The sequence below is a fragment of the Hymenobacter cavernae genome, assembly GCF_014641455.1.
In the GTDB taxonomy this organism is placed as follows: Bacteria; Bacteroidota; Bacteroidia; order Cytophagales; family Hymenobacteraceae; genus Hymenobacter; species Hymenobacter cavernae.
The window spans coordinates 344,047-359,835 of sequence record NZ_BMHT01000001.1; the positions used below are offsets into that span (position 1 = coordinate 344,047).

General features: G+C 56.6%; 15 protein-coding genes. 5 read left to right on the top strand and 10 right to left on the bottom strand.

All coding sequences use genetic code 11. The features are described 5' to 3' along the window. Positions 1 to 102 precede the first annotated feature (102 nt). Positions 103 to 1,020, top strand: a complete 918-nt coding sequence (locus IEX74_RS01400; protein ID WP_188810199.1) for a TIGR01777 family oxidoreductase — start codon at positions 103 to 105, stop codon at positions 1,018 to 1,020. Between the two features lie 177 nt (positions 1,021 to 1,197). Here the strand turns inward: IEX74_RS01400 and IEX74_RS01405 are convergent, their stop codons facing one another. The 8 genes from IEX74_RS01405 to IEX74_RS01440 form a co-directional block, all read right to left on the bottom strand. Further along, positions 1,198 to 3,567: a transglycosylase domain-containing protein gene (locus IEX74_RS01405; protein WP_188810201.1), complete on the bottom strand. Its 2,370-nt coding sequence runs from the start codon at positions 3,565 to 3,567 to the stop codon at positions 1,198 to 1,200. 129 nt (positions 3,568 to 3,696) lie between these two features. Then, the gene (locus IEX74_RS01410; RefSeq protein ID WP_188810203.1) at positions 3,697 to 4,080 is read right to left on the bottom strand and encodes a ribosomal maturation YjgA family protein; all 384 of its coding nucleotides are present in this window, start codon (positions 4,078 to 4,080) and stop codon (positions 3,697 to 3,699) included. 476 nt (positions 4,081 to 4,556) lie between these two features. Next, positions 4,557 to 4,952, bottom strand: a complete 396-nt coding sequence (locus tag IEX74_RS01415; RefSeq protein WP_188810205.1) for a hypothetical protein — start codon at positions 4,950 to 4,952, stop codon at positions 4,557 to 4,559. Next, a complete protein-coding gene (locus IEX74_RS01420; RefSeq protein ID WP_188810207.1) occupies positions 4,952 to 5,365 on the bottom strand; it encodes a hypothetical protein in 414 nt (137 codons plus the stop codon). Before IEX74_RS01420 ends, IEX74_RS01415 begins: the two co-directional genes overlap by 1 nt. Before the next feature lie 30 nt (positions 5,366 to 5,395). Further along, positions 5,396 to 6,193 (bottom strand): ferritin-like domain-containing protein, encoded by a 798-nt coding sequence (locus IEX74_RS01425; RefSeq protein ID WP_188810209.1) that lies wholly within the window; start codon positions 6,191 to 6,193, stop codon positions 5,396 to 5,398. An 8-nt stretch (positions 6,194 to 6,201) separates the two neighbouring features. After that, positions 6,202 to 7,842 carry a DUF4153 domain-containing protein gene (locus IEX74_RS01430; RefSeq protein ID WP_188810211.1) on the bottom strand — a complete coding sequence of 547 codons (1,641 nt, stop codon included), beginning with the start codon at positions 7,840 to 7,842 and terminating at the stop codon, positions 6,202 to 6,204. 182 nt (positions 7,843 to 8,024) lie between these two features. Further along, complete coding sequence (locus IEX74_RS01435; protein WP_188810212.1) at positions 8,025 to 8,324, bottom strand: winged helix-turn-helix domain-containing protein; 300 nt, start codon at positions 8,322 to 8,324, stop codon at positions 8,025 to 8,027. Next, positions 8,321 to 8,968: a hypothetical protein gene (locus tag IEX74_RS01440; RefSeq protein WP_188810214.1), complete on the bottom strand. Its 648-nt coding sequence runs from the start codon at positions 8,966 to 8,968 to the stop codon at positions 8,321 to 8,323. The genes IEX74_RS01435 and IEX74_RS01440 overlap by 4 nt, the downstream gene beginning before the upstream one ends. Before the next feature lie 312 nt (positions 8,969 to 9,280). On the opposite strand from IEX74_RS01440, the gene IEX74_RS01445 reads away from it, so the two are divergent. The 4 genes from IEX74_RS01445 (at position 9,281) to IEX74_RS01460 (ending at position 12,425) form a co-directional block, all read left to right on the top strand. Continuing rightward, a complete protein-coding gene (locus IEX74_RS01445; RefSeq protein ID WP_188810216.1) occupies positions 9,281 to 9,748 on the top strand; it encodes a hypothetical protein in 468 nt (155 codons plus the stop codon). Between the two features lie 230 nt (positions 9,749 to 9,978). Beyond that, the gene (locus IEX74_RS01450) at positions 9,979 to 10,767 is read left to right on the top strand and encodes a class I SAM-dependent methyltransferase (protein WP_188810218.1); all 789 of its coding nucleotides are present in this window, start codon (positions 9,979 to 9,981) and stop codon (positions 10,765 to 10,767) included. A gap of 66 nt (positions 10,768 to 10,833) precedes the next feature. After that, the gene (locus tag IEX74_RS01455) at positions 10,834 to 11,715 is read left to right on the top strand and encodes a UbiA family prenyltransferase (protein ID WP_188810220.1); all 882 of its coding nucleotides are present in this window, start codon (positions 10,834 to 10,836) and stop codon (positions 11,713 to 11,715) included. A gap of 89 nt (positions 11,716 to 11,804) precedes the next feature. Then, positions 11,805 to 12,425: a hypothetical protein gene (locus tag IEX74_RS01460; protein WP_188810221.1), complete on the top strand. Its 621-nt coding sequence runs from the start codon at positions 11,805 to 11,807 to the stop codon at positions 12,423 to 12,425. Position 12,426: 1 nt separating this feature from the next. On the opposite strand, the gene IEX74_RS01465 is transcribed toward IEX74_RS01460, so the two are convergent. Together IEX74_RS01465 and rho are read right to left on the bottom strand one after the other, a co-directional pair. Beyond that, entirely contained in the window at positions 12,427 to 13,092 is a 666-nt protein-coding gene (locus IEX74_RS01465; protein WP_188810223.1) for a DsbA family protein, read from the bottom strand. 233 nt (positions 13,093 to 13,325) lie between these two features. Then, positions 13,326 to 15,506 (bottom strand): transcription termination factor Rho, encoded by a 2,181-nt coding sequence (rho, locus tag IEX74_RS01470; protein WP_188810225.1) that lies wholly within the window; start codon positions 15,504 to 15,506, stop codon positions 13,326 to 13,328. Between the last annotated feature and the right edge of the window lie 283 nt (positions 15,507 to 15,789).

Consider the following 15,789-nt stretch of genomic DNA (forward strand, 5'->3'; position numbering starts at 1 on the left):
CAGTCTGTTAGCTTGCATCCGTATTCACGAATCCGACGAACTACCTAGCTGAACAGCTAGCCGGCCCTCTACCACAGCAACTCACCACTGGCAACTACAAGAATGTCGCGTAAGGTTCTCATCACGGGAGGTACAGGTCTTATTGGCTCACGCCTGGCCGAAATGCTCATTGATGCGGGCTACGATGTAGCCTTGCTAAGCCGTCAGTCGACTACGGGACGCTACCGGAGCTTCCGCTGGGACCCTAGCCACGGTACCGTAGATGAGGCCGCTATTCCGTATGCCGACTACGTTATTAACCTGGCCGGCGCGAGCGTGTCGGAGGGAAAATGGACGGCGGAGCGCAAGCGCGACATCATGGACAGCCGCCTGGGTGGCACCGAACTGCTTTTTCGGGAGCTAGCCAAAGGCAAGCATCATGTGCAGTCGTTCCTCTCCGCCTCCGCCATTGGCATTTACGGCGACAGCGGCGACCGGCTCGTGGATGAAGAAACTGCCCCCGCTCCGGCCGAAGACTTCCTGGCTGATGTATCGTATCAGTGGGAACTGGCGGGCTTGAAAGTCCAAGACCTAGGTGTCCGAACAGTGGTTATGCGCCTGGGTATTGTGCTGAGTCCCGAAGGGGGAGCATTGCCGCAGCTTGCGCGCCCAGTGAAGCTAGGTGCCGGCGTCGTGCTGGGTTCGGGCAAGCAGTACATGTCGTGGATTCACCTGGACGATGTTTGCCGACTCTTTATGCAGGCCATGGAAGAGTCGCACTGGCAAGGCATCTACAACGCGGTGGCCCCTAGCCCCGTCACAAACCAGGAGTTCACCGAAACACTGGCAGCCGTGATGCATCGCCCGCTGGTGTTGCCCAAAGTGCCGGCTTTCGGTCTGAAGCTGATGATGGGTGAGATGAGCGAAATCGTGCTTTACAGCCAGCGCGTAAGCGCCGAGAAGGTGCTGCGGCAGGGCTTCAAGTTCGAGTATTCGCAGCTGCGCCCGGCGCTGGAGTCGTTTTATCGGGAGGAAGAGTAGAACAGCAAGTTGCTGCGGCTATTCCACTGGGACGGCATATCGGCTGAACCTAGCTTATCTAACATAACTAAGCCCCAGCGGGGCGACACCTAACCTAGGTGCCGCCCCGCTGGGGCTTAGTTATGTTGCAAAAACGTTTTTACTACCTATATGTCGCCCCGCTGGGGCTAACACGGCTTACAAGCTATCCGGCACCGCAATAGCGCCGCTGTTGATTCGCTCCAGCAGGTCGTCGGCTACGATAGAATCCACAGGGGCACTGCTACGCCGACGCGGTTCGGCGGGCGATACGCAGTTATACTTCTTGGTAATCTTCACCGAGGGCTTCGGGAAAGGTCCCATGGTGATATCTAGGTCCTTATCCTGGTAGAGCTTCTCCATGTAAGCGCCGTAGATGGGCAATGCCATGCGGCCACCTTCCCCCTGCTGGGAATTGGTGAAGTGAATGCTGCGGTCCTCACCGCCGACCCACACGCCCGTTACCAAGTCTTTGCTGACGCCCATGTACCAACCATCGGAGTAGTTGGAAGTGGTGCCGGTTTTGCCGCCGATCTGGTTGTTGTTCTTCCAGAGGTCATACTCCCACAAGGCCTGCGACGTACCGCCCGGCTCGTCCATACCGCCGCGCAGCATGTAGAGCATCAGCCACGCTGTTTCGGCCGAAATAGCGCGCTTCTGCTTCGGATCGAATTGCTTGATAACATTGCCGTTGCGGTCTTCAATGCGCGTGATAAACTGTGGCTCGCTTCGGAAACCGCCGTTTACGAAGGTGCTGTAGGCATCCACCATTTCGTACACACTCACGTCGCCGGCCGAACCTAGGCCAATGCTCGGTACATCAAGCAATCGGCTCTGAATTCCTACTTTGTGCGCATACCGGGCGACGTTGTCCCAACCTACTCTCTCGGTGAGCTGCGCCGTTACGGAGTTCACCGACCTAGCCATGGCGTGGCGCAGGGTCATGTTGGTGCCGGTGTAGGAGCGCGTTACATTGTTTGGCTTCCATTCCATCGGCTTGCCGTTCTCCACGTACTTGATGGTCACGCGCTCATCCCGGATCCGGTCGCAAGGCGAGAAGCCGTTGTCGAGGGCGGTGAGGTACACGAAGGGCTTGAAGGTAGAGCCCGGCTGGCGCTTGCCCTGCTTTACGTGGTCGTACTTGAAGAAACGGAAGTTGATGCCGCCCACCCACGCTTTCACCTGACCGGTGAAGGGGTCCATGGTCATCATGCCGGCGTGCAGGAAATGCTTGTAATAAGCCAGCGAATCGAGCGGCGACATCACCAGCGTGGTATCACCGTCGCCTTTCCAGGTGAACACCTTCATTGGGCGCTTGGCGTGCAGCACCGAATCGAGGCGAGCCGGCTGACCTTTGTAGCGATCGGCTAGCTCTTTGTAGAGCTCAGTGCGCTGAATCTGAGTTTCAATGAAATTAGAAATCTCGTGGCCATCGTCGTCGACCCACGGGTTGCCGCCACGGCTGCGCCAGAAGCGGTCGAACTGCTGTTGCAGGTTTTTCATACGCTTCTGCAAGGCCTCCTCGGCGTGCTGCTGCATCCGCGAATCGATGGTAGTGTAGATTTTCAGGCCGTCGCGGTACATGTCGTAGCCGTTCTGCTCGCACCAGTCATTTACGAACTGGCCAATGGCTCCGCGGAAGTAGGTATCGGGGCCGTCGATGTGTCGCACTACTTTGTAGTCCAGAGCAATCGGCATCTTTTGCAACGAATCGACCGCGCTGGCTTTCAGGAACCTAGCTTGCCCCATGCGTTCCAACACCACGTTGCGGCGCTTCAGAGCGCTTTCTGGGTGGAAGCGCGGGTTGTAGGCTGTCGGGTTGTTGAGCACGCCCACGAGCATGGCCGCTTCTTCGGGCTTGAGGCTGTCGGGTGAGGTGTTGAAGAACGTTTTGGCGGCCACCTTAATGCCAAAGGCTTCGGAGCCGTATTCCACGGTATTGAGGTACATCCGCAGAATTTCCTCCTTAGTATAGCGCCGCTCCAGCTCCACCGCCGTCAGCCATTCCTTCGTCTTGCTGATGAGCGTGCTGACCACCGGAATGTGACCTAGGGCCCCACGCGTTTCGCCCCGACGCGTTTTGTAAAGGTTCTTGGCGAGCTGCTGCGTGATGGTACTGCCCCCGCGCTTGTCGCCGTGCAGCACGGCGTAGATGGAGCCCACAATAGCCTGCGGATCGATGCCGGAGTGCTTATAGAAGCGGGCATCTTCAGTAGCGATGAGCGCTTTGATGAGCAGCGGCGAAATCTGATTGTAGGGCACCGGCGAGCGGTTCTCGCGAAAATAAGTACCGATCAGTACGTTATCGGACGTGTACAGCTGCGAGGGCTGCTCCACTTTCGGATTCTCCAGATCTTCCAGGCTCGGCGACTTGCCGAACAGGAACAGGAAGTTGGTGCTGACCAGAATCGGATAGAGCAGGAACACGCCCAGCCCAACTACAAACGCGGCCCAAAAAGCCCGCGAAATTCGATTAGGCCAGCGCCGTTTGGGAGTTTCGTTTGTCTTAGGAGTAGTGGGAGCGGACATGCAGAGCGTGTTGGGAGCCAGCCAGAGCCGAAACTCCGATAACAGAGCGGCAAATATATCAGTTAGGCGCGGGCTGAGCCTTCCCTGAAGCTAGGCTTGCAAAATAGTACCTGCTTAAACTGTAAAGACCTAGCTAACAGTTTCCTTTATTTCCACAAACTCCTGCTGATTTGCCGCCCTGCTTACGTTCAGTAGCTTTTCCAGCGCATAGCCTAGGCCTATCCCACAGGCATAGCAGGCTAGGTCGCTCCACAAGAAGCCATGGCCTAGCATCAAGCTGCCCAGCGTTGTATCCCTCAGTTGATCCAACCAAATAGTGTGATAGAGTTGGCTTACTTCGATGCTAAACGAAAAGCCCAGGGCCATATTGGCAACCCACTGGCTAGGTTTTCGGGTGAATAGAAACCCGATAAGCCAAAAAACAAGTAGCGCCCATAAAGTATCGCCAGCATACTCGCGCAGAAAGTCGGGCAAATAAGCCCCGAGCTTCCGAGAGGCTAGGCCTAGGAGCATTGTACCTAGGATGAAAAACGTATAGTACGTTCGGCTGCCTCGAGCGAACCTAGCATTGCGCCAAGATAAGCTGCGGCTTCTTGGTCGGAGACTGGTATTAAGCATTGAGAACCAGGATTAGTACGATCAAGGAGAGGCAAGTAGCACCCAAGAACCCTATTACAGCAAATGCGCGCACTAGTGTGTCCCAGGGTGAGCAATTGATACTATTAGCAACACGCCAGGCCAGAACGGATAACAACCACGGCAGCAGCACAAAGCAACTAACCGCAACCACTACAAAGAAATCTTTAGCTCGCGCTGTATTGGGCCAGACTTCATCCTTCAGAGCTAAGTTCAGGAGCGCAAACACGAGCGTTGCCAGCAGCCACCACAGCAACTTGGGCGTCAGGCGTAGCGCTAGCAGCAGGAAATCGAGCAACTGAGCTGCAATGCTTTGGCGTTCTTGGCTTATCATTGGCTTCATAGCTTCAATGTTAGAAAGGCCACTGCCAACCTCTAACGACAGTCGTCACGGCGAGCCAGGCGGCAAATGCCAGACAGGATAGGTGAAACACCACGCACAGCCAGAATACCAGATTGTGCTTCCAGAACTGCGTGTTATCTATCGGGCCAGCGTGTTCCAGGTGCGGTAAAGCCAGCGGCAGCGTCGCCCAGCGCAGCACGGCCGCATTCGTGAGCAGCAGCACAGTGCTAATGGCTGCGGCACCTAGCCACACAGAGTGCAACGCCACGTAGGCGCTGGCATCGGTGCTGCCCGAGCGGTACCAAGCGGGAATTTGTGCCCACACCCAAAGCAGGGCGATGTTACCGATTAGCACACCTAGGCATAGGCCAGGGGAAGACGATTTTAGAGTAGGCCAGAGACTCATTACTGAAGCGCAGAATCTGTAGGCGTAGCCTGATTAGTCAACGTCTCCGCTAACCCGAATAGGTTGATTATCACTCCTAGGATGTAGCCCCAGGCTAAGTAGGTGGCCCAGTCGTGCAATTCAGATTGTAGATCAGCAGACGCAAACAAAAACGCGCATAATACTTCGTGTAACACTCCAATGCCCCATAGCAGGAGTGCTCCGGTTCTACTACTCTTACCCCGTGTTAATCGCCAGCGCAAGAAGTACAATACCAAACCTGGTATGGCAACGCCGAACATAATTCCGAAAATGAGCAATATGTTCATCCCAAGAATGGTGAGTGTGTCTTTGATCTGCTGAGCTACAGCCAGTTTACGCCCAAGCGAAGTAGTTTCTAGTGGCGCTAGTTCGATGGTTGAAGTATTTTCCATGATGTGTGAGTGAGTATCGGTATGTCACTTTTAATGCGCCCAGCGCGGCTGCACACGTTGGCTGGAATCCCAGCTTACCTTAGGTCGGTTGGCTAACACGATGGGCTCCTGCCCACGAATGGTGATGCGCTCGACATGCTTTTGCATCGTTTCGGCCCACACCCACTTGCTCCACACGGCGCTGCTGAACGTGAAGAAGCCGTAGCCGCCAGCGCGTAGCGTGCGGAAGTAGCTCAGCCACACGGCCAGGATGGTGCCCAGGAGCAGCACGCCGTAGGCTTTGCGGACGAACCAATTGGTAAAGCGACTCCGGTGCTGACTCAGGTGGTGCAGCGTGAAGCACTGAAAGTTGATGTGCATCTCCTCATCGGCCAGAATGCGGAGGCATATCTGCTGGAGCAAGCCCGAGTAGGTAGCCTGGAACAAGGCGCGGTAGTACACGGCGGCAATCAGCTCGGCGGTGAGAATCACACGCACGGTGTTTTCCAGGCTGATCTGGCGCCGAAGCCACTGAAAAATTCGGTCGAGTCCATGCGACTTCAGGCGGGGCATCTCTTCCTGGTCCAGGTAACTGCCGAGCACGGCGGCGTGGTCGTGTTCTTCTTGCAGAAACAGATCGAGCGTTTGGGCGTAGTCCGCATCACCTAGCTGCTGGGCCTGCTGGCGAAAGTGACTTCCCGCGGAGCTTTCGCCCTTTTGAAAGTGCTGAACGGAGCGGCGCACAGCGCGTTTCTCCCGTTCGGTGAGCTGGTAAGTATCGTCCCAACTCAGGTTATCGAGGTGGTGTTGGTTGGCGCGGAAGTACGCAGCCCAGTTTTGGAAAGTCATGGTGGTGGTTACTTAGCAATGGAAGTTGGCAGGCCCAATTGGGCGCGAGCGGTGCGGATATAGGTGCGCGACTTGGAAGTTAGGTCGCGGCGGTGCAGCGTTTCGTAGGCCTGCGCGTCGGCGTAGGTCCAGCTTTTCCAGCTGCGCTCGGTTTCATATTCATGCAGCCAGGTGGCTACTCGTTGGTCGAGCAGACGCTGGGCATTTTGAGCGCTGATGAAATCCACCGTTCCGCTCGGCGTGTCTTGGAGCAGGTGCGGAATCTGCGTCAGCACGGCTTGCTTTTCCATTAGCTCGGGCAACATGCGGCCGGGCATGTTCAGCAGGAAACCTAGGTCCAGCGTATCGAAGCGCGACTGAAGGTTGTAGCGCGTAATCCAGTTTTCCCAGTTGCCGCCCGCCAGCAGCAGGAGCACCCCATAGGCGGCCAGCGCATTGAGGCGCACCAGCGAGTAAGCCGAGCGGCGCTGCCAGATCTTGAGCAGAATGGTACCTAGCCCAAACAAGGTCAACAGCAGAAACCCGTACACGCCGATGCGCTTGTAAGCCAGGCCCATGTGCAGAATGTAGTAGTAGTTGCGCAGCCCCACCGACACCGCCAGCACCGCATTCTGCACCACCCACACCGTAGCACCAAGTCGCAGCCAGCGCAAACCCGGCGCGTAGAAATTGAGGTTGCGCCGAAAAAACCATAGCACAATGCCCATGGCTACCAGGATGCTCAGGATGAGCACATAGGTGCCTTCGTGCACAAACTGCGTCAGGTTGAAGCCTTTCTCGGGCACGAAGCCAAACCAGATCCAGGTAATATCAACCAGGTTTTCGACCAGCAATAGCACGTTCACGAGCCCGAACACGGCCAGGGCGGCCAGGTATTCTTTGCGCAGATCGAGCAGGTGGAAAGGCTTGGCGCTGAAATCAGGACGGCGCACGGCGAAGGACGCCACTCGGTCGCGCTGCCGCCGCACAAACTCCCCGAAGCGCGACTCGTGGTCGGCGAAGAAATGAATGGGCACGATAATGAGCGCGCTGGCCGTAAGCGCCAAGCCAAGCAGGAAGAACAGCAGGTGCGGCACTGAAATTTGCTCGAACACTTGCGCCAGCCACTCGCCCAGCACGGTAAAGAAGCGAGCTGCCAGCGCATCGTAGCGCGGATTGGCTACGCTGAACAGCACATGAAACAGCACCAGCAGCCCCACCGGTACCAGCAGCAGGCGGCTATAAAACCACACGCGCTTCAACCGCACGCTGGTATGCTGCGGCGGCTCCCACTGTTTCAGCAGCGCCGGCACGGCCCGACCTAGGTTGCCCAAAGCCGTGAGCAGCGCGTAGGCCACCAGCTTCAGGTCGGGCTGATTGACGTAGCCCAGCACCATCGCCAGCGACACCACACAGGCCAGCTTCGCCACAAAGGAGCCGTACAGCGCCACCAGCGCCCCGCTGAGCAGCGTTCCTGATAAGGCCGCTTTGAAATAGCCGGAGCGCCAGACCGGCGCATGGCGCGGCAAGCCAGCCAGCACCGCCCCGACCACAAACATTGTGTACAGCAGCAAGTTGAGGCCGGCTTGCTGTTGCCAGAACAGAAAATCGAACAGTACCGCGCCAAGGGGTAGCAGTAGCTTTTGCAAAGAAGTGAGAGGAAAACGCATAGAGATTATGAAGAGATGATTTGGATCATTGAAACCTAGCTGTCATTCCGAGCTAAGCGAGGAATCTGGATTTACAGACCTAGGTAGCTCACTCGGGTTCCTCGTCTCTGCTTGATGCGCAGAATGCTCGGAATGACAGTTATAAAGTACTTTGTATTTCAAAGCTTAAGAGCAAAAAAATATCAATTGCCTCCTTTCAGCAGTTTTTCAAGCGCGTTCAAATGCTCCTGGAAAGCTTGTTTGCCTTCCGCGCTGGCGGTGTAGGTCGTGTTTGGCTTTTTACCTACGAATTGCTTGCTAACCGACACATAGCCGGCCTTTTCAAGCGCCGCAACGTGGCTGGCCAGGTTACCGTCGGTCAGGTCGAGGGCGTCTTTTAAGTCATTGAAGCTCACTGAGTCGTTAGCCATCAGCACCGCCATTACGCCCAACCGCACGCGGTGGTCGAAGGCTTTATTGAGCGTATGAATGAGGTGCTTCACGATGGAGTGCTGCGTTCGTAGCGGTTGTACATGAGCAGGCCGTAACCGATGTGGCAAAGGCCAAAACCCAGCGCAAAGAACGCCAACCCCAGCCCAGGCAGCAACATTGCCACCAAACCTAGCCCTATTTCGGTGAGGCCCAGCAGCCGGATTTCATCCAGGGTGTACTTGCTGGCGTTGAGCAAAGCCAGCCCGTAGAACACCAACATCCCCGGCACCACCATGCCCAGCGCCGATTTCAGGTAGAGCTGCAAGCAGAACAACCCGCCCGCCACCAGCGGAATAGCCAGGCTCAGGGCCAGCCGCCGACCTAGGCTGCTCCACAGCACGGCGCCATCTTGGCGCGCGCGACGCTGGGTGAAGTAGAAGGCTACTGCCAGTGCCAGCAGAATAATGGCCGTTGCCAAGCCGAGTAGAAACGGCAGCGCCACCAGCCGCTGCCCTTGGTCGCTGTTCAGCAGACGGTAGAAGCCCTGCTCGCCGTAGTGCTCGCGCAGGTACAGGTGCCCGACACCCGCTCCGGTCAGTGCCACCACGCCTGCCCCTACCCCGGATAGACCGCTGAGCGATATAAAACGCGATGAGCGCTCCATAATGGCGCGAATCTCAGTGAGCTGAGCAAGCGGATCAGTAGCTGGCTTCATATATCTAAAAGCACTTTGTAATGCAAAGCTATAGAAGATTCGTTAGTTTTCCAACTATCCTGCAATTTTCTTTTGAGAGCATCCGGCTAAAGTGCATTTGAGTTTGGCTACTGATTTCACCCTCTGAAACCTCTTACTACTGCCCTATTATTCATTGGAAAACTTCAAAACTGTTCACATCCTTATCTACGTATATTCCCCGGAGCTAGCTTTCCGGCAAACAGGGCCAGCTCAGTCACTATTCCCGAATTACTATATCCTACCTACCTGCAACGATGTGTCTTGTATTCCACTTAATTCCGCCTTATACCTATGGCAAACCGTTCCGCAGCCACCCGCGCAACTTTAGTGCAAACCCTTATTATCTGGTTAGTTAGCAACCTAGGTGGCACTTTTTTCCTGGCTCTTCTCTTTGGCCTCGACCACCCCACTGACGTCGCTATTGCTTTGATCGGAGGAATGCTGGCCGCTCTGCTTTCCCTCTTTCTAATCCCCTTGTGGGTGCCCTTCTTCGCGCTGATTAACTGCGTGGAATGCCGCAGAACGCAGTTTTTGGCAATGCTGCTGGGCAGCGTTACGTTCTATTTCATAGCTAACCTGCTGCTGCTGTACCTATTGCCTTTGGGCACGCTGGATGGGGTGATGGAAATGACTTTCCCTTACCTGCTCTCAGCCTTTATTGCTATTACGTACATGTACCGCACCGTGCTGCCGTTGCCGGTCGGCCCACCAAACGTCGACTTGTTCAAGCTGGACAGAAGCAACTGGCCTAAGTACTAACGAACGCAGCACGTCATTTCGACCAACGGGAGAAATCTCGCGTGCATGGCTGGAACGTCATTCCGAGCCTAGCGAGGAATCTCGCGTGCAATGCTAACTCCAATCGTTAAGGTTTACCATTGCACGCGAGATTTCTCCCGTTGGTCGAAATGACGGTTTTATAAAGCTAGGTTCTTAAGAAATAGCGCGGCAACCTAGACCCAGCGGACGATTCTCCCGTACTTTCCAGCGTGAAAATTCGTCTTCAACTCTTCGAATTCGAAGACTTGCCGTGGTTCCCAAGTGTCGTGCGCGCCGGCATGATGGACTATTTGCGCTTCATGATCAGCCACCTGGGCATCTACCGGCCCATCGTGCCGCTACTGAGAAAGGCATTGCAGGCAACCGGGCAGCACCAGATCGTAGAGCTAGGTGCCGGGGCGGGCGGCGGCACCGAAGGTGTGGCCCGTGCGCTGCGTCAGCTGCCGGGTATGGAGCAAACCCACGTCACGCTTACGGATTTGTACCCGCAGCCGGCTGCGTGGCAGCTTTTGGCGCGGCAGTCGCAGGGGGGAATTGGCTACGAAACAGCGCCGGTTGATGCGCTAGCTGTGCCGGCGCATCTTACTGGCTTTCGCACTATTTTCTCGGCTTATCATCATTTTGCGCCGTCCGCCGCAGAAGCTATCCTGGCGGATGCTGTGCGCCAACGCGCTGGTATTGGCATCTTTGAAGGCGCGGGCAAGCACTGGCACGAAATCCTGCTGGCTTGGACCATCTTGCCCGTGCTACAGCTGCTCGCAACGCTTTTCATGCAGCCTTTTCGGCTAAGCCGGCTGTTCTTCACGTACCTGGTTCCGCTGATTCCGCTTTGCACGATCTGGGACGGTACCGTGTCCATCCTACGCATGTACCCACCCGATCAGCTCCTGGCCCTCGCCCGCCGCGCCGACCCAAAAGCTAGCTTTGAGTGGCAGGTGGGCAAAGTGAAACATTGGTCTGGCTCACAGGTAACTTACTTGCTAGGTTGGCCTAGGTAACTTACTTGACTTAGCGTAAGTCAGAACCAGCGGCAACGGAACACGCGCAAGTTCTACCTTTGGTGCATGTCCCTTGCTGCCTACCGCCATGCGCTGCCGCTGCTGCGCATTCCCTTCTCGGTTTACCTGATGCCCGTGTTCTGGTTCGGGCTTAGTGCGCTGCCCGCACCGCTGGACGGCATGCGCGCTTTTGGGGTATTCGTCGTGCTGCACTTGCTGGCTTATCCGGCTTCTAATGGCTACAACTCCTACTACGACCGCGACGAAGGCAGCATCGGTGGCCTGAAGCAGCCGCCCAAAGTATCCGTTGAGCTGCTGCATTTGGTTTGGCTGTTTGATGTGCTGGCGCTGCTTGGGTCCTGCTTCTTAGGGCCGCTTTTTACAGGTTTAGTAGCTGTGTACCTGGTTGTCTCGAAAGCGTATAGCTACGAAGGCATCCGCCTGAAAAAGTACCCGCTACTCAGCACCGTCGTGGTTGTCGTGTTTCAGGGCGCTTTCACCTTTTTGATGACGCAAGTAGGTGCCGGGGCTAGCTTTGTGCAGCTTTTAGAACCCAGCAATCTGCTCCTGGCGCTCGTAAGCACGCTGTTTTTGTGCGGCTCTTATCCACTCACGCAAGTGTACCAGCACACCGAAGACCGGCAACGTGGCGACCGAACCATCAGTTTGGTCCTAGGTATTCGCGGCACGTTTGTATTTGCCGCCATTGGCTTATTGTTCGGGGCGATGCTGCTGGGTTTCACCTATTGGCAGCGCCAGGAACTGCGCAATCTGGTCATCTTTCTGGTAGCTACCGGCCCTGTCGTGGCCGTGTTTAGCAACTGGGCCTGGCAGGTGTGGCGCAATCCGGCCGCCGCCGATTTCGAGCACACGATGCGCATGAATCAGATTTCGTCGCTGTGCCTGAGCGCCGCCTTCGTGGCTATGCTGGTGTGGCAACGGCTGTAGCGGCAAATGCGCAACCTGAATTTGCAGCCTTCGTTTGTACAGACCTAGGTATTTCAGCTCAACAACAGGCTTACTAAACGTGTCATTCCATGCGCTTTATCTCGCCCATCGTTTTGCTACTGCTGGCTGCCTGCTCTACCAAGGAAGCGGGGCAGGCGTCTCACACAACCACCATGCCCACGGACACAGCCACGGCCGCCGAGCCCATGGATACAACTCGCGCGGCTAAAGTCGACGCCCAATCCGACACGCTGAAGGTTGTCCGTCAACGGCACCTGTTTTCCTCCCCTTCCACGCCCGATTTATTTACGCTCACCTTGCGCGGCCCGAATCTGCTCAGCGGCGAAGCAACCTTCACAATTACCGACACCACCGGCCAGGTCATCTTCCGCGAGGTACTCACTGCTCCCGATCTGGAAGCGGCTATGGTGAATGAGATGCAAGGCTCCACCGCTTCGCAGGCCGAGCGCGAGGCTTATGTGCGCCGCCGTATAGACGAGTTTTTCAAGGATCAGAACTTTCACCAACCCGCCTTCAATGCGTCCGAAACGTACCAGCCCGGCCAGGTAGACCGCGCCACCTGGGACGATCTACGCCGCCGCCCCGATGCTGTGAGCTTCCACTACCTAGTTGGAAAAGAGGAGCGCCGACGCATTGCATGGGCACCGCTCAAAAAGCAAGTCGTGAAGCTAGGTAGCACCGGCGGCTAAGCTATTTTGCCGACTCTTCGCTGGCCTGCAACAAGGCTAGCTCCAGCCCTGAGGCAAACACTTCGTAGCGCTGAAAACCTTGCGCCAGCAAGTAGCCCTGGCCACCCACGCGCAAGATGGAAGTGGGAAAACCCTTTACGCCAATTTGCGCCACGGCGGCAAACTCCTGCCGTACGGCTTTCTGCGCAGTAGCCAGCAGCTGCTGAAAAGCCGCGGCTTCGAGACCATACGGCATCACCAAATCATTGTAAGTCGCCGGGTCGTTTAGGTCTTTGCCATCTTCAAACAAAGCGCGCTGAATATCGTGCGCGAAGCTGACAGCCCGGTTTTGCGCAACATCCAACTGGCGAAAAACAGCTAGGGCGCGGCACGGCAGCTCCGAGTTTTGCACGTAGCTTCCCTCCTCCCCTAGCTTTCGGAATGCCTCTCCGAAGTGCGCGCCCGTCACCCGCTCAATAGCAGCTAAGCTAGCTTCTATCACTGGCCAATTTGGGCCAATAGGCCCCACTTTCTCTCCTTGCATCATGCCGCCGTTAAGTACCGATACGTTTATACGCCCGGCAAACTCCGTTTGAATGCGCTGCACAATCGGCGTCATGCCGTAGCACCAGCTACATAGCGGGTCGTAGATGTACAGTAATTCGGGCAGATCAATTTCGGGTTCCATAAGCAAAAAACCAGCTAAACAGACAAATGTTAGAACATCCTTGGTCGGCGGGGAAGGCAGCCGACAAGCCTCAGAGAAGTAGTATCGTACCTAGCTTACGCGGCTACAGGTAATAATGAAGCTGCGTAGCAAGCCCGTCAGGACGCCCCGGAGCGTCCTGCGGAGGAGCTTTACAAACAAAAGCGCCAGCCCAAACCGGACTGGCGCTTTTGCAATTAACTGATTAACAAAACCTAGCCGTTCATCGACACCAGGAACTCTTCGTTGCTCTTCGTGCCCTTGATGCGGTCTTTCAGGAATTCCATGGCCTCGATGGCGGTCATGTCCGACATGAACTTGCGCAGCACCCAAATGCGGCTGAGCTCGTCCTTACCCATGAGTAGGTCTTCGCGGCGGGTACCGGAAGCCGGAATGTCGATGGCCGGAAACACGCGCTTGTTGGCAAGCTTGCGGTCGAGCTGCAATTCCATGTTGCCGGTACCTTTGAATTCCTCAAAGATTACCTCGTCCATCTTCGAACCCGTTTCAATTAGAGCCGTGGCAATGATGGTGAGCGAACCGCCGTTTTCCACGTTGCGGGCCGCACCGAAGAAGCGCTTAGGCTTATGCAGCGCGTTGGCATCCACACCACCCGACAGGATTTTACCCGAAGCAGGTTGCACTGTGTTGTAGGCACGCGCCAGACGGGTAATCGAATCCAGCAGAATCACCACATCATGGCCGCATTCTACCAAGCGCTTGGCTTTTTCCAAGGCAATGGTCGCGATTTTCACGTGGCGGTCAGCGGTTTCGTCGAAGGTCGAGCTGAGCACTTCGGCTTTCACCGAGCGGGCCATGTCCGTTACCTCTTCTGGGCGCTCATCGATGAGCAGGATCATGAGGTAGACTTCGGGGTGGTTTTCGGAAATAGCATTCGCTACTTCCTGCAACAGCACCGTTTTGCCCGTTTTCGGCTGCGCCACAATCAGACCACGCTGACCTTTGCCGATCGGCGCAAACAAATCCAGAATACGAGTGCTCAGCAGGCTGGATTTCGTCGTAAGCTTTAGGCGCTCTTGCGCAAAGAGCGGGGTCAGGTTGTTGAACGGAATCCGGTCGCGGGCTTCTTCCACCGTGCGGCCATTGATACCTTCCACATTCACCAAAGCAAAATACTTCTCGCCTTCGCGGGGCGGACGAATGGTGCATTTCACCGTGTCGCCAGCCTTCAGGGCAAATTGCTTCACCTGCTGCGGAGCCACGTAAATGTCGTCGGGCGAAGCTAGGTAGTTGTAGAACGGCGAGCGGAGAAAACCGTAGCCGCCGTCGGGCATCATCTCCAGGGTGCCTTCGCTGTTGATCGTGATGTCGAAATCATTGCGCGGCGCGCGTTGCTGCTGTGCGTCAGGCTGCCGCGGCTCGCGGGGTTCGCCCTGGCGCTGCTGCCGCTGTTGGTCGCGGGCGGCAAACCGGTCCTCGCGGCGTTGCTGCTGGTCACGATTACCTAGGCCGTCGCGCTGCTCCCGTGGTTCGCGGGGTTCACGCGGTGCATCGGTGCGCAAAGCCCGCGGGTCGCGGTTTTCCCGGTCGCGTGGCTCACGGGGTGCATCGTTGCGGTATTCGCGGGGCTCCCGTGGCGCGTCGTTGCGCTGCTCACGACCGTCGCGGTTTTCCCGCGGCTCACGCTGAAACTCGCGGTTCTCGCGGCCTTCCCGCACAAAGGCAGTGGGTTGGTCAGGACGAGGTTCACGCGGTGCAGCAGGTACTACAGCCGGCTCGGCTACAGGGGCTTCGATAACAGCCGTCTCCGTTCCAGGAGCTTCTACAACAGGAGATTCCGACGTTTCTACCGCTGCTGGCGCCGGGTTCGCCACCGAAGCTGGTGCGAAAAGCTCCGGCTGCGTCTCAGCATTAATAAGTGTAGCACCGTTCTCCGCCGAGCGCCCGTTGACGGCCGCACCATTGCGCGTGCGGCGCTCGGGGCGCTGGTATATTCGGATGGGTCGGCTAGGTCCCGTTAAATCCTCGGGAGCCGCTTCCGTTGCCGCTACCGGCTCAGGTGCAGGGCTAGGTTCAGGAGCTACTGCTTCGCTAACGGCGGCCGCAACCGCAGGCGCAACAGCCGCTGGCTGTGGTGCGCGCGGCGCGCGGCGCGGCGCCGGCTCGCGGCGGACGGGCGCTGCCGTGGTTTCCTCCGCAGCCGGAGCGGGCGGCGAAGCTACCGCAACATCCGAGAAGGGCTGCTCGGCGGGTTTATCGTCGGCTGGTTTTATTTTTTTAGGAAGCTTATCAGTGGGCGTAACCGCCTGTTGATCCAGGATCTTGTAAATCAGATCTTGCTTGCTGAGTTTCTTGAAGTTGCCAACATTCAGCTCTTCTGCTATCTCTTTCAGTTCGGATAGCAGTCGATCCTTCAACTCTTCAATATTGTACATAAACTAAACAGGAGGAAAAAACGGACAGGGCACAGAACCGGCAATGGAGCACTATAGATCAAACCTGAAGAAGGAGAGTAGCCGCAGAACGGCGCGCGACATTGAGAGTAGCTCGAAACCCGGGGTGATATAAGGGGAGGCGCTGGAAAAAAACGGGCCGTACGCGAGAAATACTAACTGCGGGCCCGGCATCAGCGGCCGGCTTGCTAACGCAATGTTAACAGAATACGCGCGAACCGCCAAATTGGATACACGAATTTTATAGGTTATACGGGTTGTTAAC